This window comes from Streptomyces sp. NPDC038200 (genome assembly GCF_055600785.1).
In genome coordinates this window covers 529,458-552,084 of sequence record NZ_JBVJYH010000001.1, presented here as the reverse complement: position 1 = coordinate 552,084, position 22,627 = coordinate 529,458, and the positions used below count along the sequence as shown (strand labels likewise).

The following is a 22,627-nucleotide window of genomic DNA, read 5'->3' as shown; positions in this document are numbered from 1 at the left end:
TCGGGTGCCGCTACGTCCGTAGGGCAGGCCGTCGGCGACCTGGTGCGCTCTCGGATCGGCGGTTCCGAGCCGGGCCGGACGGCTCTGAGCGGCTTGGAGGAGAATCCCGAGGATCCGGCGCGCGCGGACACACTGCGCGCCACACTCCAGGAGCAGCTCGCGGCCGATCCGGCGTTCATGGGGCAGTTGAGAGGCGCCCTCTCAGGACCGCCGCCCTCCTACCCGCCACATCATGCGACCGGCAGCATCGTCGTCGGGAGCAGCCGGGTGCGGGGCAGCCACTTCTCCCTGGGGCCCTTGACCGTCAGTCATACCCGCAACTCGTCGGGATCGTGGTTCGCCATCATCGTCCTGGCTCTGCTGGTGCTGGCCCTGGCGGTGTACGGAGGGGTAGAACTGGCGACCGGAGAGGACCCGTCGTCGCCCGACAGTGCGCCGGAGACGGAGCGCGTGGTTCTCAAGGACGCTACCCGGACACAGGAAGTCCTTCCTGGTCTGGGCAGTCTGCCCACCGGCTGGGCCGTCAAGGACGGCTCCCCGCGCGAGATGAGCTGCCCGGCAGAAGGCACCGGCTGTGAAGGCACCCTGGTCAGTGCCTCGGCGGAATACATTACCGATGGCAGTCCCGACATCGTCGTGATCGAGCTGCGCTCCTACGACACTGTCGAGGCTGCCTCCGTCGGCTACCAGGCGATGGCACAGCAGCAGGAAAACCGCGGCGAGAATGGGCTGGACCCGCTCTCCCTGCCTGGCGTGGGCGGTGATGAGTCCATGGCCGTTTCATGGGCCACTCACCCCAACCCGACGGAACCCGATATGACAGAGGCGACCGGAGCGACCTCCGTCCTCAGAGTGGGCACGCTCACCGCGACCGTCCTGCTCCGTAATGAAGGCGCGGGCGGCACCAGCCTCGATGTCCTCCAGGCTCTGACAGCGGCAATGGCAGCCCGCGCCGGCGAAGCTATCACCGGACAGCGACCCACAGCAGCGGTACAGCTCTGACCAGCCGCACCACCGCTCCAGGTGATGCGCCATCACTGATGACAGCCATGAGCACGATGGCCAGGCGCGTAAGCGCTCGTAACACGATCATGGACGTGTCTTCTTGAAACGTCTGAAGCAGATCAAACTGCAGGCGAGGGAGGCGAAGGCGTCGTGAAGTTCGGTGCGGCGTTCCCATCGGACGGCGAGGCGTTTGAAGTGGTGGAGTAGGGCGAAGGTCTGCTCGACGACGTGGCGGAGCTTGCCTATGCCCTTGATGTTCGGTGATCCCTTGCGGGAGATGGCGGGCAGGATACGTCGGTTCCGCAGCGCGTCGCGGTGGGCGTCGGAGTCGTAGCCCTTGTCACCGAGCAGGGATTCAGGTCGGCGGCGGGGGCGGCCGGGGCGTCCCGCGACGGGTGGGATTCCGTCGACCAGGGCGAGGGTCTGGGTGACGTCGTTGACCTTCGCCGCGGTCGTGATGACCTTCAATGGGGTGCCGCGTCCGTCACAGATCAGGTGGTGCTTGCTGCCTGTCTTCCGCCGGTCGACCGGCGACGGACCGGTGTCGGCGCCCCCCTTTTCGCGCGGATGTGAGAACCATCCACGCAGGCCCGTGACCAGTCGAGCTCGCCGGCCGCGTTCAGCTCGGCGAGCAGGACCCGGTGCAGCCGGTCGAAGACCCCTGCCTGCTGCCACCGGTCCAGCCGCCGCCAGCAGGTCTGCCCCGAGCCGAATCCCAGCTCCAGCGGCAGGAGTTGCCAGGCTATGTCGTTGTGGAGGACGAACAGGATGCCCTGCAGACAGAGCCGGTCCGACACCGGCCGAGGTCCCGGCGACCGCTCCGGCCACGGCGGCAACAACGGCTCGGTCAACGCCCACAACGCATCGTCCACGATCCACGGTCGAGTACCCACGCCATCACGAACGGCCGAATCGGCACACCGGTAACGCCCAACCAGCTCACATCAACAAGATCGTGTTCGAGCTCTTAGGGGATTTCGAGTAAAGGGAAGAAGGCGCCGGGACCGGTCCCGCCCGACGGGCCCGCCGGGCGGGACCGGTCCCGCCCGGCGGGCCCGTCGGCTCCCTGCCGGGGCCCTGGCGGCGGACGGCGAGCGACCTCCGGGAGCGCGGCGCCGCGTTCGACCACGCGGAGGCGGTGCCCCGGGTGTCCTGTGCGGCCAGGAAGGTCTGGTATGTCCTGTGCGGCCCGGAAGGCCCGGCCCCGCGCGGGCACCGGGCTGCGGTGCCCGCGCGGGGTGTCGTGGAGAAGGACGGACCGTCCCGGCGGCGCGGCGGGGACGCTGCGGTCAGCCGGTGTAGGCGGCGAAGACGCGCGTGTAGTCCCAGGCGGACTGCCCGACGCCGGAGCAGCTGTCGGCGGGGCCGCCGGTGCAGGGGCGGTCCCGGTTGGCGGACCAGAAGGTCAGCCGCGCCAGGTGGTGCTGCTGGGCGTAGGCGAGGATGGTGCGGAAGTCGGCCACCGTGACGGTCTCGTTCTGGTCGGTGATGCCGTTCATCGACGAGATGCCCATGTCCCGGTAGGCCTGGTCGTCGCTGTAGTGGTAGGCGTTCTTCAGCGCGTTCTTCAGGCCCTCGGCCGCCTGCACCGTCAGACTGCCCATGTTCTGGCCGGCCCCGCCGAAGTCGAACGGCATGATGGCCCAGGCGTCGACGGTCAGCCCCGAGGCGGCGGCCCGGTTGATGAGGCTCGTGTCCGGGCCGCTCTGCCCGGTGCCGATGGTGATGTACACCTTCAGCCCCGGGTTGTTGGCCTTCACGGTCTTCAGCGCGTCGACCGTGCGCTGCTGCACGGTGCCGTTGCTGTAGGCGTCGGCCTCCAGGTCGATGTCGATCGCCTTCAGGCCGTAGGCGCTGACGACCTTCTGGTAGGCGGCGGCGAGCTCGCCCGCGCTGGAGCAGGAACTCTCCAGCTTGTTGCCGCTGTAGCCGCCGAACGACGGGATGACGTCCCCGCCGTTCGCCCGCACGGTGTTGACCGTCTGCTGGTCGACCCCGCCGGTCAGCGGGCGGCTGCCGTCCCACTGGGGGTTGCAGTAGCCGTTGCTCAGCACGAAGGCCAGGGTGAACCACTTCACGCCGGTGGCCTGGGTGATCGTGCTCGGGTTCGGCGGGCTGCCCCAGCCGTTGTAGAGGTAGGGCGCCACGGCCATCGGGGCGGACGGGGTGGTGCCGCCGTCCGCCGCGGGTGCGTTCCACTTCTGGTTGGCGCCGCCGCCACAACTCCAGATCTGTGCCCGCGAGCCGTTGGCGGAGTTGTTGTCGGTGACGTCCAGGCACTTGTTCGCCTGCGGGTTGACGATGTCGTGGGCGGCGGTGACGGTCCACTTCTGGTTGGCGCCGCCGGTGCACGACCACAGCTGCGCCTTGGCGCCGTCGGCCGTGGAGTTGCCGGTGACGTCGAGGCACTTGCCGAGGGCGCGGATGGTGCCGTCGCTGCCGACCGTCCACTGCTGGGCGCTGGTGCCGTTGCAGTCGTAGAGCTGAACGGCGGTGCCGTCGGCGGAGCTTGCCCCGGCGATGTCGAGGCACTTGCCGGCGAGACCGGTGATGGTGCCGGTCGCGGCCTGGGCGGGGGAGGCGGCGAGCAGACCGGCGGACAGGGAGAGCGCGGTGACCGCCAGCGCGGTGGACAGGGAGAGGGCTCTGGCTCTTGGCATGGAGGGGCGGCCTTTCGTGGGGGGTGTGGTCGCCCGGTGAAACTAGAGGTCCAGACCACTTCCGTCAAGGTGTGAAGTAAGAGGTGAGGGAAGGATTTTCGCCGCGCGGATCCTGGCCGGAAGTCATCACCGGGTGATCGGCCCGTCCTAAGCTCGAAGGCGCTCGACGATCTCGGTGAGCGCGTATCGGACTTGGGGAAAGGGCCTGAACTGCAGTGGAGGACAAGCGGGTTGTCGTGGTGACCGGCGCGGGTTCGGGCATCGGCCAGGCCACGGCCCGGCTGCTGAGCGAGGCGGGGCACCAGGTGGTCGTCTCCGGCCGGCGGGTGGAACCCCTGGAGCGCCTCGCGCAGGAGACGGGGGCGCTGGCGCATCCGTCCGACGTCGGGGACCCCGACGCGGCCGAGGGCCTGGTCCGGGCGGCCGTCGACGCGTACGGACGCATCGACGGACTCGTGCTGAACGCCGGCATCGGACGCGGCGGCTCCGTGGGCGACATGTCGCTGCGGGACTGGGACGAGGTGATGCGCACCAACGTGACCGGTCCGCTGCTCCTGATGCGCGCCGCGATCCCGCACCTGCTGGAGTCCCGGGGGGCGGTGGTCGCCGTCGCCTCGGTGTCCGCGCTGCGCAACGGCACCAGCAACGCCCCGTACGCCACCTCCAAGGCGGCCCTGCTCCAGCTGTGCCGCTCCGTCGCCGTCGACTACGGGCGCCGGGGAGTGCGGGCCAACATCGTCTGTCCCGGCTGGGTGCGGACCGAGATGGCCGACCGGCGCATGGCCCGCTTCGCCGTGGAGGCGGACCTGCCGGGCGGCGGGATGGAAGCCGCCTACGAGGAGGCGACCAGGCTGCTGCCGCAGGGGCGGCCGGGTGAGCCGCGCGAGGTCGCGGAGGCGATCGGCTGGCTGCTGTCCCCGGCGGCGTCGTACGTCAACGGCGCGGTACTCACCGTCGACGGCGGGACGACGGCCCTGGACCCCGGGACGCTCGCGTTCGACCACAGCATCGCGCCCCGCGGCGGCCAGGACGCCGACGCGTCCCGGTGACCCCGGCGAGCGGACAGGACCGCCCGGCCGGGTGAGCCGGGCGGCCCCGGATCAGCGCCGCTCGCCGGAAGGGGCCCGGTCCTGGTGGGCGAGCGCGTCGGTCATGAAGGGCCACATCCGGGCGATCCCCAGCAGGGTCTCGGGACTGCCGTGGACCACGCCCGGCAGCGGATGCGGGACGGACGACGGCGGCACGCCGACGAGGACGGCCCGCCGGGCCTGGCCCACGGCACCGGCGAGCGCGGCGGACGCGAGACGGTCGTCCCGCACCCCTGCCTGCCGGGCGTGCCGGTGCGCCTTCTCGTAGGCGTCCGGCCGCACGTACTGCTGGAGCGTCAGCAGCGCGTCGTACGTCTCGATGGTCTGCCGGTGCGCCAGCAGCGCCAGCGGATACCGGGGCCGCAGCACCTCCTGGAGCCGGGTCCGCCGGGGCAGGGCGAGGGCCACGTGGGGCACCGCCGTCACCAGGTCCCGCCACAACGGCCACAGCCGCCAGGTGGTCCGCAGCGCGGCGGCCGACCGGGTCACGGCGGTCGCGGTGGGCACCAGCAGGGAGGCCGCCCGCAGGAAGCCGTGGATCCCCATGAGCACCGAAAGGTAGGGGAGCCGGGCCGGGGCGAGGCCGTAGAGGTGGCAGAGGTACCCGGACCAGAAGGCGAGGGCCAGGACGCTGCCCGCCGCGAACAGCCGTAGCGACCACACGAGATCGCGCTCCGTCGTGCGCAGGCTGTACTGCCAGCAGACCACGAGGGCGACGGCGTCACCGAGGAGATGGGCGGTGATGAGGATCAGCCAGTAGGCGGACGCGGCGGACGCGGGCCCCTGGACGGCTGCCGCCCCCGCGGGCGGCTGACCGCCCTGCAGCAGGTCCAGGACGAGCAGCGCGGCCAGGGCGGCCGTCATCCCCACCGCCACGGCCCGGCTCAGGTGCGGAGAGCGCTGCGAGTCGACCACGAAGAGAAGGACCAGCCCCGCGCTGAGGACGCCGATCAGATTGCGGCCGAGGGACACCGTGTGGACGTCGACGCCCACGGACGTGAGCCCGGCGACGATCCTTGGCTGGAACAGAGTGATCGCGATGGTCGCGGCCAGGACGGTGACCCACAGTCCCCGCTGATGAGGCTGGCGCAGCGCGGGCCGGGCCCGCCAGAGCAGGGCGAACCACAGGGCGCAGACACTGGCGAGGCCGATCCGGGCCGCCAGCTCACTCACCGGCGTCGTCCGTCACACCGAGGAACGCGCCGAGCCGCCCCAGGGGGCCGGCCACCGGGCCCGTCCTCCCGGCACTCTGGATCAGGCTGGCGATCATCTCGGCCTCCTGCTCCTCGACGGTCGTGTAACTGGTCCTGGCCATCAGCCGCCTGACGAGATGAGGCTGCATCTCGCCCGGCGGACCGGTCGGCTCGTCGTCGCCCGTGAAGCTGCGGTGGTGGTCGCAGAGCACATGACCGATCTCGTGCAGGATGATGTGCTCCTGGTGCAGCGGAGCGGTCCGGGGTTCGTAGAACACGTAGTCGGCGTTGTCCGTGCCCAGCCAGAGCCCGCAGGCCCCGGTCGCCGCCGCCTGCTCGGGCAGCTCTCTCAGCACCAGCGGGCGGCCTCTGAGTTCCTGCACGCGCTCGCAGAGCGCTTCCAGGGGAAGCGACCGCTGCACCCCGAGATCACGCAGGATCCTGGTGCATCGGCGCTGCAACGCGGCGTACTCGCCCGTTCTCCTCACCTGCCGTGTCACCCCGTTCGCTGTTCTCGCCGGCCGGAACGACTGGGGCGTCTCCCCGTTTCTGATCGCTCAACCTAAGCAGGTCGCCCGCCCCCTTGAACACGCCTGCCGGCCCTTTCGGACGGCCTTTGGCGAGAATCTTCTCCTGTCCGGAAGGGGCGGTGGCGCGGCGTGCGAGGGTTCAGGACAAAGTGCCGAGCCGTAGGTATCACCGCCCCCCAGCGCCGCTTTCCGTGACGGGGACCACAGGCTCGGACGGGCCGTCCGGCATCGTGGCTGCCCGCCGTGCCGGGCGCCCGCGCGAGCGTGGGAGCGCGGCGGCGGCGGCCTCCGCGGACCGCCTACCCTTGAAGCCATGACCAGCAGCAGCGACCGGAGCCCGGCAGTGGACGTTCCCGCCCCCAAGAGTTACGAGATCCGCACCTACGGGTGCCAGATGAACGTCCACGACTCCGAGCGATTGGCCGGGCTGCTCGAAGACGCCGGGTACGTACGGGCCCCCGAGGGGGCGGACGGGGACGCGGACGTCGTCGTCTTCAACACCTGCGCGGTCCGCGAGAACGCCGACAACCGGCTCTACGGAAACCTCGGCAGGCTCGCGCCGAGGAAGGCGTCCCGCCCCGGCATGCAGATCGCGGTCGGCGGCTGTCTCGCGCAGAAGGACCGCGACACCATCGTCAAGAAGGCGCCCTGGGTGGACGTCGTCTTCGGCACGCACAACATCGGCAAGCTGCCGGTCCTGCTGGAGCGCGCCCGCGTGCAGGAGGAGGCGCAGGTCGAGATCGCCGAGTCCCTGGAAGCGTTCCCGTCCACGCTGCCGACCCGCCGCGAGAGCGCGTACGCGGCCTGGGTGTCGATCTCCGTCGGCTGCAACAACACCTGTACCTTCTGCATCGTCCCGGCCCTGCGCGGCAAGGAGAAGGACCGCCGCCCCGGTGACATCCTCGCCGAGGTCGAGACGCTGGTCGCCGAGGGTGTCTCCGAGATCACCCTGCTCGGCCAGAACGTCAACGCCTACGGCTCCGACATCGGCGACCGCGAGGCATTCAGCAAGCTGCTGCGCGCCTGCGGGAACATCGAGGGCCTGGAGCGGGTCCGCTTCACCTCCCCGCACCCGCGCGACTTCACCGACGACGTCATCGCCGCCATGGCCGAGACGCCGAACGTCATGCCGCAGCTGCACATGCCGCTCCAGTCCGGCTCGGACACGGTCCTGAAGGCGATGCGCCGCTCGTACCGCCAGGACCGGTACCTGGGGATCATCGAGAAGGTGCGGGCCGCCATCCCGCACGCGGCGATCACCACCGACATCATCGTGGGCTTCCCCGGCGAGACGGAGGAGGACTTCGAGCAGACCCTCCACGTGGTCCGCGAGGCCCGCTTCGCCCAGGCCTTCACCTTCCAGTACTCCAAGCGCCCCGGCACCCCGGCCGCGACCATGGAGAACCAGATCCCCAAGGAGGTCGTCCAGGCGCGCTACGAGCGGCTCGTCGCCCTCCAGGAGGAGATCTCCTGGGAGGAGAACAAGAAGCAGGTCGGCCGCACGCTGGAGCTGATGGTCGCCGAGGGCGAGGGCCGCAAGGACGGCGCCACCCACCGTCTCTCCGGCCGCGCCCCCGACAACCGCCTGGTCCACTTCACCAAGCCGGAGCAGGAGGTCCGCCCCGGCGACGTCGTGACCGTCGAGATCACCTACGCCGCCCCGCACCACCTCCTCGCCGAGGGCCCGACCCTCGCCGTGCGCCGCACGCGTGCGGGCGACGCCTGGGAGAAGCGGAACGCCGCGGAGGCCGCCAAGCCGGCGGGCGTCATGCTCGGCCTCCCGAAGATCGGCGTACCGGCACCGCTGCCGGCGGCCCAGACCGCGTGCGGCTGCGACTGACGCCGACGGGTCACGGGTGAGGCCGATGCGTTGCGGGGCGGGGCCGGCGGGTCGCGGGTGAGGCCGATGCGGTGCGGGCGATGCCGGCAGGTCGCGGGTGAGGCTGATGCGTTGCGGTGACGTGGGCGGGCTGCGGGTGAGCCCCATGGGTGGCGGGTGAGGCCGGCGGGGGCGGCGCGGGGGCGGCTGATCGGGCCGACGGCGGCCGACCTGCCGGACCTCGTGATCGCGGAGTGACACGCGGACCGCTCGCGGGGTTACGCTGCCGATCATGCTTGTCGCCGCCGCAGTCTGCCCCTGCCCGCCGCTGCTCGTCCCCGAGGTCGCCGCGGGTGCCGCCCCCGAACTGGACGCCGCGCGCACGGCCTGCGCGGACGCGCTCGGCGTGCTCGCCGCCGCCCGCCCCGACCTGCTCGTGGTCGTGGGCACCGCCGAGCAGAGCGGGCACGGTCCGTTCCCGCAGGGCGCCCGGGGCACCTTCCGCGGATTCGGGGTCGACCTGGACGTACGCCTGGGGCCCGCCGTCCACCCCGCCCCGGAGCGCGAGCTGCCGGCCTCGCTGGCCGTCGGTGCCTGGCTGCTGGAGCGGACCGCCTGGGCCGACGCCCCGATCGAGGGACTCGGCGTCGCGGACACGCTGGAGCCGGAGCGCTGCGCCGAGACCGGGCGGGAACTCGCCGGCCGGGCCGGACGGGTGGCACTACTGGTGCTGGGAGACGCCAGCGCCTGCCGCACCCTCAAGGCACCGGGTTACCTGGACGAACGGGCGGCGCCCTTCGACGAGGAGGTGGCGAGGGCGCTCGGCGCGGCCGACGTCGCGGCCCTGCGTGCGCTGGATCCCGGCCTGGCTCACGAGCTGAAGGCCGCGGGCCGCGCCCCCTGGCAGATCCTGGCCGGCGCCGCGGAGACCGCGGACCTCACCGGTTCCCTGCTGTACGACGACGCACCGTACGGCGTGGGCTACCTGGTCGCGACCTGGTCCTGACCCGGCCGGCCACCGCACGGGCGTCTGCACGCCGGGACCGGTCGGACACCGCCGCCGGGGTGCCCCGCGGACGCCGGGCACCCCGTACGCGTCGTCGGCTCAGGACGCCGGCGGCGGGCCCTCCGGACGGGTGGGGGGCATCGCGTCGCCGGTCGCCGTCTCGGGACCGGTCTTGTGCGCGAGGCGGTCCATCGCCTCCTTGGCCTTGCCCGTACCCGCGTGGATCTTGTCGCTGTACTTGTGCTTGGTCCGATCGTCGACGGCCCTCGCGGCCTTGTCGATCCCGTGCTGAACCTTGTCCCCGTGCTGCCGCGCGAGGTCCGACACCTTGTCCTTGGCCGGGCCGAGCTTGGCCTTCATGTTGTCCAACAGACCCATGGTCCACCTTCCCTCGCGGGGCAGTTACCTGCGGGCGCCCTCGCCGGCCTCACTGTCGGCGGACTCCCCGGCGGACGGCTGCCGGGGGATCCCGGCACCGTCGGACGCGTCGTCCGTACCGGCGTCCGACCGCACGGCCGCATCCTCGCCGCCCTCGCGCCCGTCGCCGGCCGGGTCCGTCGCCTCCGCCGCCCCGGCTTCCCTGGTCTCCGCCGCCTCCGCCTGCTCGGTCCGCTCCGTCAGCTCGGTCCGCTTCGCGTCGGCACCCTCCGGCTCGGTGCCGGCGTCCGCCGCCGCGTCCGTGGCCTCCGGAGTCGCCTTCGACCTGCCGAGAAGCCGTGCAAACACGCCCATATCCACTCCATACGGTACTCGTGCGGGCGAATTCCCGCGTCGCCCGGTGCGTACGGTTGCGCCGCCCGGGTCCTCGCCCCCGGGCAATCCGGCAGGCACACCTCGCCTCGGGCAACGACCCGGCACCCGCGCCGTCACGTAACTCGTTCGAGACCCCGCCCGGAGGTTTGCGAGACTGGTGCGGTGAGCAGTGCACCCTCCGCCCCCCGCGTCATCGCCGTCGTCGGACCCACCGCGGCCGGAAAGTCCGATCTCGGCGTCTTCCTGGCCCAACAGCTCGGCGGCGAGGTCGTCAACGCCGACTCCATGCAGCTGTACCGAGGGATGGACATCGGTACCGCCAAGCTGACGCCCGAGGAACGTGACGGCGTCCCCCACCACCTGCTGGACATCTGGGACGTGACGGTCACCGCCTCGGTCGCCGAGTACCAGAAGCTGGCCCGCGCCCGGATCGACGCCCTGCTCGCCGAGGGCCGCTGGCCGGTCCTGGTCGGCGGCTCCGGCCTGTACGTCCGCGGCGCCGTCGACAACCTGGAGTTCCCCGGCACCGACCCGGAGGTCCGGGCCCGTCTGGAGGAGGAGCTGGCGCTGCGCGGCCCGGGCGCCCTGCACGCCCGGCTGGCCGCCGCCGATCCCGAGGCCGCCCGGGTGATCCTGCCGAGCAACGGCCGCCGTATCGTCCGGGCCCTCGAAGTGATCGAGATCACCGGCCAGCCCTTCACGGCCAACCTGCCCGGCCACGACTCGGTCTACGACACCGTCCAGATCGGCGTCGACGTGGCTCGTCCGGAGCTGGACGACCGCATCGCGCGGCGCGTCGACCGCATGTGGGAGGCGGGCATCGTGGAAGAGGTGCGCGCACTGGAGGCGCAGGGTCTGCGCGAGGGGCGCACGGCGTCGCGCGCGCTCGGCTACCAGCAGGTGCTCGCCGCGCTCGCCGGGGAGTGCACCGAAGCGGAAGCGCGGGCCGAGACCGTCCGTGCCACCAAGCGCTTCGCGCGCCGCCAGGATTCATGGTTCAGGCGCGATCCCCGGGTGCACTGGTTGAGTGGGGCCGCCGTGGATCGCGGGGAACTTCCGCACCAGGCCCTGACGTTGGTCGAACGACCGGTCACAGCCTGATCACGTCATGGCATCGGGATGCGCCGCCGGTCATCCCGGCCTTCGACGCCGTGCCATCATCGAGCTTCGATCGACCAAGTGGAGCCTAGTTGGGAGGGCGCGTGGCGATGGAGGCCGGCCCTCGCGACACCGCACAAAGTGCCGATCACCCCACCACCGAGGGTGATGGTCCCGGCCGGGGCGAAGACCACCGGGACGAGGACCGCCGACAGCCGCGCGGCCCGCGGCACAACGGCACCCCCGACAACGGCCTGCCCGGGACGGACCTGATCGGCGACGGTCCGGGCGAGGGCCTGAACGGCGACCGTCTGGCCGGCGACGGCCTGATCGACGACCGCCTCGTGGACGTCGGCCCGATCGAAGGCCGGCTGGCGGAGGACGGTCCGGTGGAGGACGCCCTGGCGGAGGACGGTCCGGTCGCGGGCCGACTCGCCGACTACGGGCCCGACGACGACACCGCGGGTGGCGTCACCGCCGACGGACCGGCGCCCGAGGAGATGTACCCGGGCGGTCCGGAGGTCGAGGTGGAGCTGCGCCCGCAGCGTCGGCTGCGCATCTGGCAGCTCGCGCCCATCGTGGGCCTCGCCGCCCTCGGCTCCCTGATGTTCGCCTTCCCGCTCGCCTTCGACTTCGGCGACAGTGGCGCGGTCATCGCCATGCTCGGCCTGCTGATCTGCTCCTGCGCGGCGGGCTGGGGCATGATGGCCGCCCGTCGGGTGGGCTACACCTGGCCGGGCCTGCCGCCGCGCGGTTCCGGCCGCCGTCCGGACTGGCGGGTCGTGCTCGGGTACGTCCTGCTGGTGGCCGTGGTCGTGGTCCTCGCGGTCTGGCGGGTGGCCAGGCTCCGCTGAAGCGCGCCCGGGCCCCCTCGGCACCGGCCGCCCCCTCGGCACCGGCCGCCACTTCGGCACCGGCCACGACCTCAGCCGCCCCCCCGTCCCCCTCCGCCGACATCAACCTCCCGTCGGCCCCCGCCCCCATCCCTCCCCCCGGACCTCCACCTCCCGTCGCCCCTGCCACCACCTGCCGTCGGCCCCTGCCTCCCACCGGTTCCCCGGCGGAACGCTCCCGTACGATCGAGGAATGAGCACACCGATCGCCTTCCTCAAGGGGCACGGCACCGAGAACGACTTCGTGATCGTCCCGGACCCCGAGAACGCCCTCGACCTGTCCCCGGCCGCCGTCGCCGCCCTGTGCGACCGCCGCGCGGGCATCGGCGGCGACGGAGTGCTGCACGTCGTCCGGTCCGCGGCACATCCCGAGGCCCGGGAGATGGCCGCCGAGGCCGAGTGGTTCATGGACTACCGCAACGGCGACGGCTCGGTCGCCGAGATGTGCGGCAACGGCGTTCGTGTGTTCGCGCGCTATCTCCAGCACGCCGGACATGTGGCCGAAGGTGATCTCACGATCGCCACGCGCGGGGGCGTGAAGACCGTCCACCTCGCGAAGAACGGTGACGTCACCGTCGGCATGGGCCGCGCCCGCCTCCCCGAAGGGGACGTCACGGTGACCGTGGACGAGCACAGCTGGCCCGCGCGCAACGTGAACATGGGCAACCCCCACGCGGTCGCCTTCGTCGACGACCTCGCGCACGCCGGTGATCTCTACTCCCCGCCGCCGGTCAGCCCCGCCGCCGCCTACCCGGACGGCGTGAACGTGGAGTTCGTCGTCGACCGCGGCCCCCGTCACGTCGCCATGCGCGTGCACGAGCGAGGCTCCGGGGAGACGCGCTCGTGCGGCACGGGCGCGTGCGCCGTCGCCGTGGCCGCCGCCCGGCGGGACGGCGCCGACCCGGCCGTCACCGGCACCCCGGCGGCGTACACCGTCGACGTGCCCGGCGGGCGTCTGGTCATCACCGAGCGGCCCGACGGCGAGATCGAGATGACGGGACCCGCCGTCATCGTCGCCGAGGGCGAGTTCGACCCCGAGTGGCTGGCCCGCGCGCTCGGCTGATCTCGCGGGACGGCGAGGACGACCGGAACGACCGCCCGGACCGTCGGTGCCGACGGCCGACGTCGTCGGAAACCGCCCGGAACCGTCGTCCCCGGCGGCCGATGTCGCCGGGAACCGCCCGGAACCCTCGTCCCCTGCGGCCGGCGTCGCGGGGAACCGGCCGGGCCTGTGGTGCCGATGGCCGGAGACGTTCGAAACCGCGGCCGAGCCCTGGGCACGTGACGCAACGCCTAAACCTCGTAGACGTCGCTCGATTGGGTGATCCGTTTCACGCTCGGCGAGAGGCGGTCGGTCGCACGTGATGGGCTCGGTAGCATCAAGCACCGGCACGGACGGAGGAACGTCGCCAACCCTGAGCCGCGTGTGCCATGGGGCTCCGTCCGCCGGTCACGAGCCGGAGGTGCCCATGAGTGCGGAGGCCACGAACCCTGCGACCGCTGGCCCGGTAGCGTCCACAGCGCCACAAGCGCTCACAGCGTCCGTGCCGCCAGGCGCGGTGCGCAGAAAGTCCCGGCCCCGGATCGACCTGCGCAGGCTCGGCCGCGCCGCGCTGCTCGGTCCCGCCGCCCGCGGCAAACTGCCCGACGCCATCGGCCACGTCGTCGAGGCGCACCGCGCCCACCACCCCGACGCCGACCTCGAACCCCTGCGCCGTGCCTACGTCCTGGCGGAGTCCTCGCACCGGGGCCAGATGCGCAAGAGCGGCGAGCCGTACATCACCCACCCGCTCGCGGTCACCCTGATCCTCGCCGAACTCGGCGCGGAGACAACGACCTTGACGGCCTCCCTGCTGCACGACACGGTCGAGGACACCGAGGTGACGCTGGATCAGGTGCGGGAGCAGTTCGGCGAGGAGGTGCGTTATCTGGTCGACGGCGTCACGAAACTGGAGAAGGTCGACTACGGGGCCGCCGCCGAGCCGGAGACCTTCCGCAAGATGCTCGTCGCCACCGGCAACGACGTCCGCGTGATGTCGATCAAACTCGCCGACCGCCTGCACAACATGCGCACCCTCGGCGTGATGCGCCCCGAGAAACAGGAGCGGATCGCCAAGGTCACCCGTGACGTGCTCATCCCGCTCGCCGAACGCCTCGGCGTGCAGGCCCTCAAGACCGAGCTGGAAGACCTGGTCTTCGCCATCCTCCACCCCGAGGAGTACGAGCACACCCGCGAACTCATCGCGAAGAACGCCGCCCGCTCCGACGACCCGCTCGCCGAGGTCGCCGACGAGGTGCGCGGGGTGCTGCGCGAGGCCGACCTCCCGGCCGAAGTCCTCATCCGCCCGCGGCACTTCGTCTCCGTCCACCGCGTGGCCCGCAAGCGCGGAAAGCTGCGCGGCACCGACTTCGGCCGCCTGCTGGTCCTGGTGAACGAGGACGCGGACTGTTATGGCGTCCTCGGCGAACTGCACACCTGTATGACGCCCGTGGTCTCGGAGTTCAAGGACTTCATCGCCGTACCGAAGTTCAACCTCTACCAGTCCCTGCACACCGCCGTCGCCCGGCCGGACGGCCAGGTCGTCGAAGTCCTCATCCGCACCCACCAGATGCACAAGGTCGCCGAGGCCGGTGTCGTGGCCCTCGGTAATCCGTACGCGTCCGCCGCCGACGCCTCCGCGGCCGAGACGCCCGCGTCCGCTCCCGCCGTCCCACCCGGCCCCGCCGACGGCGAGCGCGCCGACCCCACCCGTCCCGGCTGGCTCTCCCGGTTGCTCGACTGGCAGCAGGCCGCCCCCGACCCCGACACCTTCTGGTCCACCCTGCGCGAGGACCTCGCCCAGGACCGCGAGATCACCGTCTTCCGCCCCGACGGCGGCGCCCTCGGCCTGCCCGAGGGCGCCACCTGCGTGGACGCCGCGTACGCGGCGTACGGCGAGGACGCGCACGCCTGCATCGGCGCCCGCGTCAACGGCCGGCTGGCCACCCTCAGCACGATCCTGCGCGACGGCGACACGGTCCAGCTCCTGATGGGCCAGGACCCGGCCTCCGAGCCCTCCCGCGAATGGCTGGAGCACGCCCACACGCCGGCCGCCCGCATCGCCATCCAGCGCTGGCTGGCGACACACCCCGGCGGCGGCACCGGCACGGCCGAGCCGGACGACACCCGCGCCGAGTCCGCCGAGTCCGCCGCCACGCCACGCGGTGCCTCGGCCGGGCGTTCCGCGGACGACGCCCCCACCGCCCGCCCCCGGCACGCCGACGTGCTCACGGACCGCCCCGGTGCCGCCGTACGACTCGCCGGGTGCTGCACCCCCGTACCTCCGGACGAGATCACCGGCTTCGCGGTGCGCGGGGGAGTGGTGACCGTGCACCGGGTGGAGTGCGCCGCGGTCGCGCACATGAAGAGCCGGGGGCGCGCGGAGATCGGTGTGCGCTGGGGAGACACCGCGGAGTGCCGGGTCACCCTGGTCGCTGAATCGTTCGGCCGCCCCCATCTGCTCGCCGACCTCACCGAGGCGATCGCCCTGGAGGGGGCCGAGATCGTCTCCGCCACCGTCGAGCCGCCCAGCCAGCAGCGGGTGCGCCACACGTACACCCTCCAGCTCCCCGACGCGGCCCGCCTCCCGGCCCTGATGCGCGCCATGCGGGAGGTGCCGGGGGTGTACGACGTGACCAGGGCGCAGCACCAGGCACCGGCCTCCTGACGACGGTGTCCGGCTTACCCGTTCGGGTGGGCCGGGCGCGCGTCGCCGTCGCGGGACGGGCACGCACTGGTAGCGGTGGTCCATGCTGCTCACCCCCCGCCCTCGCCCCCGTACCCAGCCCGAGACCTCCGGGCGCCGGACCCGGCGCAGGATGTCCGGGCACCGGAAGGCGGCCCTGCTCGCCTCCGCCGCCTCCCTCTGCCTCGTCGCCGCCGCGGCCCCGGCCGATCCGCTCGGCGTCGGCGACCGGCTCTACCCGTACCTGGGCAACCCCGGCTACGACGTCGCCTCGTACGACCTGTCCCTCACCTATCCCGGCTCCCACGACAAACCCCTGCAGGCCGTCACCACCATCGACGCCTGGACCACCGCCGACCTGGCACGCATCAACCTGGACTTCGCCCACGGCACCGTGCGGTCGGTGGAGGTCGACGGGCGCCCCGCCGACTTCGCCAGCGCCGGCGAGGACCTGGTCGTCACCCCGGAGCACCCCCTGACCGAGGGCACCTGGACCCGGATCACCGTGCGGCACACCAGCGACCCCGTCTACGGCAAGGACCAGCAGGGCGGCTGGGTGCGCACCTCCGACGGCCTCGTCATGGCGAACCAGGCCGACGCCGCCCACCTGGTGTTCCCGTGCAACGACCATCCGTCCGACAAGGCGATGTTCACCTTCCGGATCAACGCCCCCAACGGCTACACCGTCGTCGCCAACGGCCTGCCCGCCGGCACCGACCGGATCGGCCGCACCACCACCTGGACCTACCGCACCCAGCACCCCATGGCCACCGAACTCGCCCAGGTGTCCATCGGCCGCTCCGCCGTGGTGCGCCGCGAGGGACCGCACGGACTGCCCGTGCGCGACGTGGTGCCCGCAGCCGACCGCAAGGCCCTCGAACCGTGGCTCGCGAAGACGCCCGGCCAGATCGCCTGGATGGAGGGCAAGGTCGGCCGGTACCCGTTCGAGACCTATGGCGTGCTCATGGCACAGGCCGCCACGGGCTTCGAACTGGAGACGCAGACGCTCTCCCTCTTCGAGAAGAGCCTGTTCACCGAGCCCGCCTACCCGAAGTGGTACCTCGAATCGATCATGGTCCACGAGCTGTCCCACCAGTGGTTCGGCGACAGCGTCAGCCCGCGGAGCTGGTCCGACGTCTGGCTGAACGAGGGGCACGCCACCTGGTACGAGGAGCTGTACGCCGAGGAGACCGCGCACCGGCCGATGGCGGACCGGATGAAGGCCGCCTACGGCGCCTCCGACCGCTGGCGCGAGGCCGGCGGCCCGCCCGCCCGGCCCAAGCCGCCCGCCCCCGGCCAGAAGATCAGTATTTTCCGGCCCAACATCTACGACGGCGCCGCCCTCGTGCTCTACGCCCTGCGGCAGGAGATCGGCCGGCCGGCCTTCGAGCGGCTGGAGCGGATCTGGGTCCGGGAACACCGGGACGCCGACGCCGAGACCGCCGACTTCGTCCGGCTCGCCTCGGCCGTCGCAGGCCGTGACCTGAGCGGCTTCCTCAGCCCCTGGCTGTACGGCGAGAAGACCCCGCCGATGCCCGGCCACCCCGACTGGAAGCAGACGGCGCCGGCCAAGGCCGCCCGGCCTCACACCCGGCGATAACCCGGTGACGAGACGTGTCGTTCCGTGCGACCATCGTAGGGGTCGGCGCGGTACGGGTCACGGGAATCTCCCGGGGTACCCGAGCGTTGAACGGACGAGCGGTCAGGACGACCGCCGCACCGACGCCGGAACGGCACTTCTCATCGACGTAAGGATCCAATGACCTCCTCTTCTTCCCCTTCCCAGGACACCAAGCGCCTCGCGCACGCCTATCCCGAGGGTCTTCGGGCCGATGCCCTGATGGAAGAGGACGTCGCCTGGAGCCACGAGATCGACGGCGAGCGGGACGGCGATCAGTTCGACCGCTCCGAGCGCGCCGCACTGCGCCGCGTCGCGGGCCTCTCCACCGAGCTGGAGGACGTCACCGAGGTCGAGTACCGCCAGCTCCGCCTGGAGCGGGTCGTGCTCGTCGGCGTATGGACCACCGGCACCGCCCAGGACGCCGACAACTCCCTCGCGGAGCTGGCGGCCCTCGCGGAGACCGCGGGCGCGGTCGTGCTCGACGGCGTCATCCAGCGCCGCGACAAGCCCGACGCGGCCACCTACATCGGCTCCGGCAAGGCACTGGAGCTGCGGGACATCGTCCTGGAGACCGGCGCGGACACCGTCATCTGCGACGGTGAGCTGAGCCCCGGCCAGCTGATCCAGCTGGAGGACGTCGTCAAGGTCAAGGTCATCGACCGTACGGCCCTGATCCTGGACATCTTCGCCCAGCACGCCAAGTCCCGAGAGGGCAAGGCGCAGGTCGCGCTCGCGCAGATGCAGTACATGCTGCCGCGGCTGCGCGGCTGGGGTCAGTCGCTGTCCCGGCAGATGGGTGGCGGTCGCGGCGGCCTCGCCACGCGTGGTCCCGGTGAGACCAAGATCGAGACGGACCGGCGCCGGATCCGCGAGAAGATGGCGAAGATGCGCCGGGAGATCGCGGAGATGAAGACCGGCCGCGAGATCAAGCGCCAGGAGCGCCGGCGCAACAAGGTGCCGTCCGTCGCCATCGCGGGCTACACCAACGCCGGCAAGTCCTCCCTGCTCAACCGCCTCACGGGCGCCGGTGTCCTGGTCGAGAACGCCCTGTTCGCGACCCTGGACCCGACCGTCCGCCGGGCCGAGACCCCGGGCGGCAGGCTGTACACGCTGGCGGACACCGTCGGCTTCGTCCGGCACCTGCCGCACCACCTGGTCGAGGCGTTCCGCTCCACGATGGAGGAGGTCGGCGACTCCGACCTGATCCTGCACGTGGTGGACGGCTCGCACCCCGTGCCGGAGGAGCAGCTCGCCGCCGTACGCGAGGTGATCCGGGACGTCGGCGCCACCGACGTGCCCGAGATCGTCGTGATCAACAAGGCGGACGCGGCCGACCCCCTGGTCCTCCAGCGGCTGCTGCGGACGGAGAAGCGCTCCATCGCCGTCTCGGCACGCACCGGCCAGGGCATCGAGGAACTCCTCGCCCTGATCGACGACGAGCTGCCCCGCCCCTCGGTCGAGATCGAGGCGCTGGTGCCGTACACCCACGGCAAGCTGGTCGCCCGTGCCCACGCCGAGGGCGAGGTGATCTCCGAGGAGCACACCGCGGAGGGCACCCTGCTCAAGGTCCGGGTGCACGAGGAACTGGCGGCGGACCTGGCACCCCACGTCCCGGTCTCCGCGGCCTGACCCACGACGGCACGAAGGCCCGCCACCCTCTCCGGGCGGCGGGCCTTCGTCCTGCTCAGCTTCCGGCGAACTGCTTGCTCACCGACTCGTACACGCTCTTGGCCACATCACCCAGCCGGGGTCCGGCCAGCCAGCCCGCGCTCACCGGGCCGATGGACGTGTTGGACACCAGCGCCGGCTTGCCGTCCGCGCCGGTCTCCACCCAGCCGCCGCCGGAGGACCCACCGGTCATCGTGCAGCCGATCCGGTACATCGTCGGGTCGGACTGCTCGATGGAGAGCCGGCCCGGCGCGTCCTGGCACTGGTACAGCAGCTGACCGTCGTACGGCGCCGCCGCCGGGTAACCGGACGCGGTGATGCTCTCGACCTTCGCCACCGCGGGCGCGTCGAAGTTCACCGGCAGCGCTCCGCCGACCGTCTCCTCCAGCGACTTGGCGCCGCTGCCCTGCTCCGGCGTCACGTGGATGACGGCGAAGTCGTACGAGGCGCCGTCACCGCCCGTCTCACCGCCCTTGCTGATCCACTGCTGCGAGGTCTTCGCCGCGTCGGCCCACCACACGCCGTACGGGGCGATCTCGGACCGGCCGGCGTTCTCCAGCTCGGCCGCCGACTTGGCCTGGTTGTTGTACGACGGCACGAAGGCGAGGTTCCGGTACCAGCCGCCCTTCTTGCCGGCGTGCACACAGTGACCCGCCGTCCAGACGAGGTTGGACTTGCCCGGGTGCGCCGGGTCCTGCACGACCGTGCCCGAGCAGACCATGGTGCCCTCGGGCGAGTCGAAGAGCAGCTTGCCCGAAGGGGCCGCGGTGGTGTGGTACGGCGGCGTGACCGCCTGCGCCTTCACCGGCTGCGGCGTGGGGTCCGTCACGCCCTGGTCTCCGGAGATGTCGTTGTCGTCGACGCCCTGGTCCGGGTCGTCGGCGTCGCGCATCCGGTCCGGGTCCCACAGGCCCTTGATGATCGGGTTGACGAAGTCATTGGCCTCGCGCAGCCAGTCGCTCTTGTTCCAGTTCTTCCAGGCGCCTTTCTTCCACTTGTCGATGTCGATCCCGTGCTCCTTGAGCCTCTGCCTGAGGTCTCCCGGGATCTCGATTTTTCCGTCGCCGGTGCCCCCCGCGGTCGCGGTGGCGTTCGGCTTGCCGTCGGCGTTGTCGCCACCGTCGTCGTTGCAGGCGGTGGCGGTGAACGCCAGTGCCGACACGAGGGCGACCGCCGTCAGCGAGGTGGAGGCGCGGCGACCGCCCCTGCCTCGCCGAGCGGTGAACGACGGCCGTATGGATCGCATGTTCTTGACTCCCCCTGCTGTGAAGGAAACTCGGCGCTTCGGCTGTGCCACCGGCCTTCGTCCACCGGGGAGTTCGGGCCGGTCCCACAACCTTCTGGAACGGCAACACACACTATGCGTTCGCTGCGGGACAGTTCCGATGGAACGGCAACGGTTCGGCTACAAGGCGCCTGACCTGGCCCATCGTCCGGAGAGACGGGCGACCGGGACGATCAGGCCGGGCCCGGCAGGCCCTGGCCTCGTGGACGAGAAAGGCCACCCCGCACCCGGTTCGCGCACTCCGACTCGGCGAGGATCCGCATCCCATGAGCCCTCACCGTGGCCCCGCTGACGCACGGCCACGCGGCGATGTCACGTTCGACCGGCCTCGCCGACGGCCGGCGCCACCTCCCGCCCTCGCCCGGCGGACCGTCAGGCACCCGCCCTGATGGCAATGATCTCGCCCCGACCCGTAACCCCGTGAACGGTCCGCGGTTGTAGGCGGTGGGGATCCTGCTGCCTGTGCGCGGCCCCCGCGGACCAGATCGCCCTCGAACAGCGTGGAGGACAGCGCGCCGTGGCCGTTACGGAGTCGATGGCAGGAGGCACACCCGGGGAGGCGCGGGCCGTGCACGAGGGAATCCTGAGACGCCAGTCGGCGCGCGAGTCCTCGGCGCGCACCTACGCCCGCGCGCTGCCCATCGTGCCCGTCCGCGCACGCGGCCTCACCATCGAGGGCGCCGACGGCCGCCGTTACCTGGACTGCCTCTCCGGCGCCGGCACCCTCGCCCTCGGCCACAACCACCCGGTCGTACTGGAAGCGATCCGCGGAGTCCTCGACTCCGGCGCCCCCCTCTCCGTCCTCGACCTCGCCACCCCCGTCAAGGACGCCTTCATCACCGAGCTGTTCCGCACCCTCCCGCCCGGACTCACCGACCGCGCCCGCGTCCAGTTCTGCGGACCGGCCGGCACCGACGCCGTCGAGGCCGCCCTCAAACTGGTCCGCGCCGCGACCGGCCGCACCGGCATCCTCGCCTTCACCGGCGCCTACCACGGCATGACCGCCGGCGCCCTGGCCGCCTCCGGCGGCGCACACGACGTCCAGGTCGCCCGCCTGCCCTATCCGCAGGACTACCGCTGCCCCTTCGGCGTCGGCGGCCCGTCCGGCGCCGAACTCGCCGCCCGCTGGACCGAGTCCCTCCTCGACGACCCCAAATCCGGTGTCCCCCTGCCCGCGGGGATGATCCTCGAACCCGTCCAGGGCGAGGGCGGGGTGATCCCCGCGCCGGACGACTGGCTGCGCCGCATGCGACAGCTCACGGCGGACCGGTCCGTCCCGCTGATCGCCGACGAGATCCAGACCGGAGTCGGCCGCACCGGCGCGTTCTGGGCCGTCGACCACAGCGGCATCACCCCCGACGTCATGGTCCTGTCCAAGGCCATCGGCGGCAGCCTCCCGCTGGCCGTGGTCGTCTACCGCGACGACCTCGACGCCTGGCAACCCGGCGCCCACGCCGGCACCTTCCGCGGCAACCAGCTCGCCATGGCCGCGGGCACCGCCACGCTCGCCTACGTCCGCGAGAACGCCCTCGCCGAACGCGCCGCCGCTCTCGGCTCCCGCATGCTGACCCAACTCGCCGACTTCGCGCGGCAATTCGCCTGCGTGGGGGAGGTGCGGGGGCGCGGACTGATGATCGGACTCGAACTGGTGAACCCGGCCGCCGACCAAGCCGTGCTCCGCGGGGAATCCCTCGCTGGTGGCGGTGGTGGCGGTGGTGGCGGTGGTGGCGGTGGTGGCGGTGGTGGCGGTGGTGGCGCTGGTGGCGCTGGTGGATCTGGTGGATTCGGTGACCTCCGTGACTCCGGTGACTCTGGTGAGCTCGGAGACTCCGGTGGCCTCGGTGGGCCCGATGATTTCGGTGGCCTCGGTGACCCCTGTGCCGCGCCGCGGACCCCGGGACCCGCCCGGACTCCGTACCCGGCCGCGCCGGAACTCGCCGCCGCCGTGCAGCGCGAGTGCCTCCAGCGCGGGCTGATCGTCGAACTCGGCGGCCGTCACGCATCCGTGGTGCGGCTGCTCCCGCCCTTGACGATCACCGACGAACAGGCGGCGGCCGTACTGGACCGCCTGACCGACGCGGTCACAGCGGCGGCCCGGCAGCACGAGCACCACGGCCCGCGCCGGCAACCACACCCCGGCCCGGCCCAACGCGCCGGCTGAACACCACCCCTTCCCCCGGGCCTCGCCACCACCCCGGCAGTCACCGGCACCCGGCCAACGGCCACCGAGCGGACGGACGGGCGGGTGGAGCGAGCCCGCACCACCCCACTCCAGCCCCGAGG

The 22,627-nt window shown here is 72.2% G+C and carries 18 protein-coding genes; 11 read left to right on the top strand and 7 right to left on the bottom strand.

Going from position 1 to position 22,627, the window contains the following annotated elements:
* Window positions 1-93: 93 nt before the first annotated feature.
* On the top strand, window positions 94-1,002 hold the full coding sequence (locus ACZ7KF_RS02285; protein ID WP_471068536.1) for a hypothetical protein: 909 nt from the start codon (window positions 94-96) through the stop codon (window positions 1,000-1,002).
* Between the two features lie 87 nt (window positions 1,003-1,089).
* On the opposite strand, the gene ACZ7KF_RS02280 is transcribed toward ACZ7KF_RS02285, so the two are convergent.
* A protein-coding gene (locus tag ACZ7KF_RS02280; RefSeq protein WP_471068534.1) for an IS5 family transposase occupies window positions 1,090-1,898 on the bottom strand; the annotation gives its coding sequence in 2 pieces (ribosomal slippage) (window positions 1,090-1,563 and window positions 1,566-1,898; 807 coding nt in all).
* Window positions 1,899-2,294: 396 nt separating this feature from the next.
* Complete coding sequence (locus ACZ7KF_RS02275) at window positions 2,295-3,665, bottom strand: lectin (RefSeq protein WP_471068531.1); 1,371 nt, start codon at window positions 3,663-3,665, stop codon at window positions 2,295-2,297.
* Window positions 3,666-3,880: 215 nt separating this feature from the next.
* Here ACZ7KF_RS02275 and ACZ7KF_RS02270 point away from each other — a divergent pair, with 215 nt between their 5' ends.
* Entirely contained in the window at window positions 3,881-4,714 is an 834-nt protein-coding gene (locus ACZ7KF_RS02270; RefSeq protein ID WP_471068528.1) for an SDR family NAD(P)-dependent oxidoreductase, read from the top strand.
* 51 nt (window positions 4,715-4,765) lie between these two features.
* Here the strand turns inward: ACZ7KF_RS02270 and ACZ7KF_RS02265 are convergent, their stop codons facing one another.
* Window positions 4,766-5,926 carry an MAB_1171c family putative transporter gene (locus tag ACZ7KF_RS02265; RefSeq protein ID WP_471068526.1) on the bottom strand — a complete coding sequence of 387 codons (1,161 nt, stop codon included), beginning with the start codon at window positions 5,924-5,926 and terminating at the stop codon, window positions 4,766-4,768.
* Window positions 5,919-6,434 carry a regulator component gene (locus ACZ7KF_RS02260; protein WP_471068524.1) on the bottom strand — a complete coding sequence of 172 codons (516 nt, stop codon included), beginning with the start codon at window positions 6,432-6,434 and terminating at the stop codon, window positions 5,919-5,921. The genes ACZ7KF_RS02265 and ACZ7KF_RS02260 overlap by 8 nt, the downstream gene beginning before the upstream one ends.
* Window positions 6,435-6,789: 355 nt before the next feature.
* Here ACZ7KF_RS02260 and miaB point away from each other — a divergent pair, with 355 nt between their 5' ends.
* On the top strand, window positions 6,790-8,316 hold the full coding sequence (miaB, locus tag ACZ7KF_RS02255) for a tRNA (N6-isopentenyl adenosine(37)-C2)-methylthiotransferase MiaB (RefSeq protein ID WP_471068522.1): 1,527 nt from the start codon (window positions 6,790-6,792) through the stop codon (window positions 8,314-8,316).
* A gap of 271 nt (window positions 8,317-8,587) precedes the next feature.
* A complete protein-coding gene (locus ACZ7KF_RS02250) occupies window positions 8,588-9,301 on the top strand; it encodes a class III extradiol dioxygenase subunit B-like domain-containing protein (protein WP_471068519.1) in 714 nt (237 codons plus the stop codon).
* Between the two features lie 99 nt (window positions 9,302-9,400).
* Here ACZ7KF_RS02250 and ACZ7KF_RS02245 read toward each other — a convergent pair whose 3' ends face one another.
* Complete coding sequence (locus ACZ7KF_RS02245; RefSeq protein WP_471068517.1) at window positions 9,401-9,679, bottom strand: antitoxin; 279 nt, start codon at window positions 9,677-9,679, stop codon at window positions 9,401-9,403.
* 24 nt (window positions 9,680-9,703) lie between these two features.
* On the bottom strand, window positions 9,704-10,033 hold the full coding sequence (locus ACZ7KF_RS02240; RefSeq protein WP_471068515.1) for a hypothetical protein: 330 nt from the start codon (window positions 10,031-10,033) through the stop codon (window positions 9,704-9,706).
* Between the two features lie 183 nt (window positions 10,034-10,216).
* Between ACZ7KF_RS02240 and miaA the strand changes: the two genes are divergently transcribed.
* The 6 genes from miaA (at window position 10,217) to hflX (ending at window position 19,020) form a co-directional block, all read left to right on the top strand.
* Window positions 10,217-11,155, top strand: coding sequence for a tRNA (adenosine(37)-N6)-dimethylallyltransferase MiaA (gene miaA, locus ACZ7KF_RS02235; RefSeq protein ID WP_471068512.1), 939 nt, complete (start codon window positions 10,217-10,219; stop codon window positions 11,153-11,155).
* A gap of 341 nt (window positions 11,156-11,496) precedes the next feature.
* Window positions 11,497-12,006, top strand: coding sequence for a hypothetical protein (locus ACZ7KF_RS02230; protein WP_471069554.1), 510 nt, complete (start codon window positions 11,497-11,499; stop codon window positions 12,004-12,006).
* Window positions 12,007-12,238: 232 nt separating this feature from the next.
* Entirely contained in the window at window positions 12,239-13,108 is an 870-nt protein-coding gene (dapF, locus tag ACZ7KF_RS02225) for a diaminopimelate epimerase (RefSeq protein ID WP_471068509.1), read from the top strand.
* A 406-nt stretch (window positions 13,109-13,514) separates the two neighbouring features.
* Window positions 13,515-15,752, top strand: a complete 2,238-nt coding sequence (locus tag ACZ7KF_RS02220) for a RelA/SpoT family protein (RefSeq protein WP_471068507.1) — start codon at window positions 13,515-13,517, stop codon at window positions 15,750-15,752.
* 82 nt (window positions 15,753-15,834) lie between these two features.
* Window positions 15,835-17,370, top strand: a complete 1,536-nt coding sequence (locus ACZ7KF_RS02215) for a M1 family metallopeptidase (RefSeq protein ID WP_471068504.1) — start codon at window positions 15,835-15,837, stop codon at window positions 17,368-17,370.
* Between the two features lie 159 nt (window positions 17,371-17,529).
* Window positions 17,530-19,020, top strand: a complete 1,491-nt coding sequence (gene hflX, locus ACZ7KF_RS02210) for a GTPase HflX (protein WP_471068501.1) — start codon at window positions 17,530-17,532, stop codon at window positions 19,018-19,020.
* A 55-nt stretch (window positions 19,021-19,075) separates the two neighbouring features.
* On the opposite strand, the gene ACZ7KF_RS02205 is transcribed toward hflX, so the two are convergent.
* On the bottom strand, window positions 19,076-20,305 hold the full coding sequence (locus ACZ7KF_RS02205; protein WP_471068498.1) for a trypsin-like serine peptidase: 1,230 nt from the start codon (window positions 20,303-20,305) through the stop codon (window positions 19,076-19,078).
* A 574-nt stretch (window positions 20,306-20,879) separates the two neighbouring features.
* Between ACZ7KF_RS02205 and ACZ7KF_RS02200 the strand changes: the two genes are divergently transcribed.
* A complete protein-coding gene (locus ACZ7KF_RS02200) occupies window positions 20,880-22,505 on the top strand; it encodes a diaminobutyrate--2-oxoglutarate transaminase family protein (RefSeq protein WP_471068497.1) in 1,626 nt (541 codons plus the stop codon).
* The last annotated feature ends 122 nt before the right edge of the window (window positions 22,506-22,627 follow it).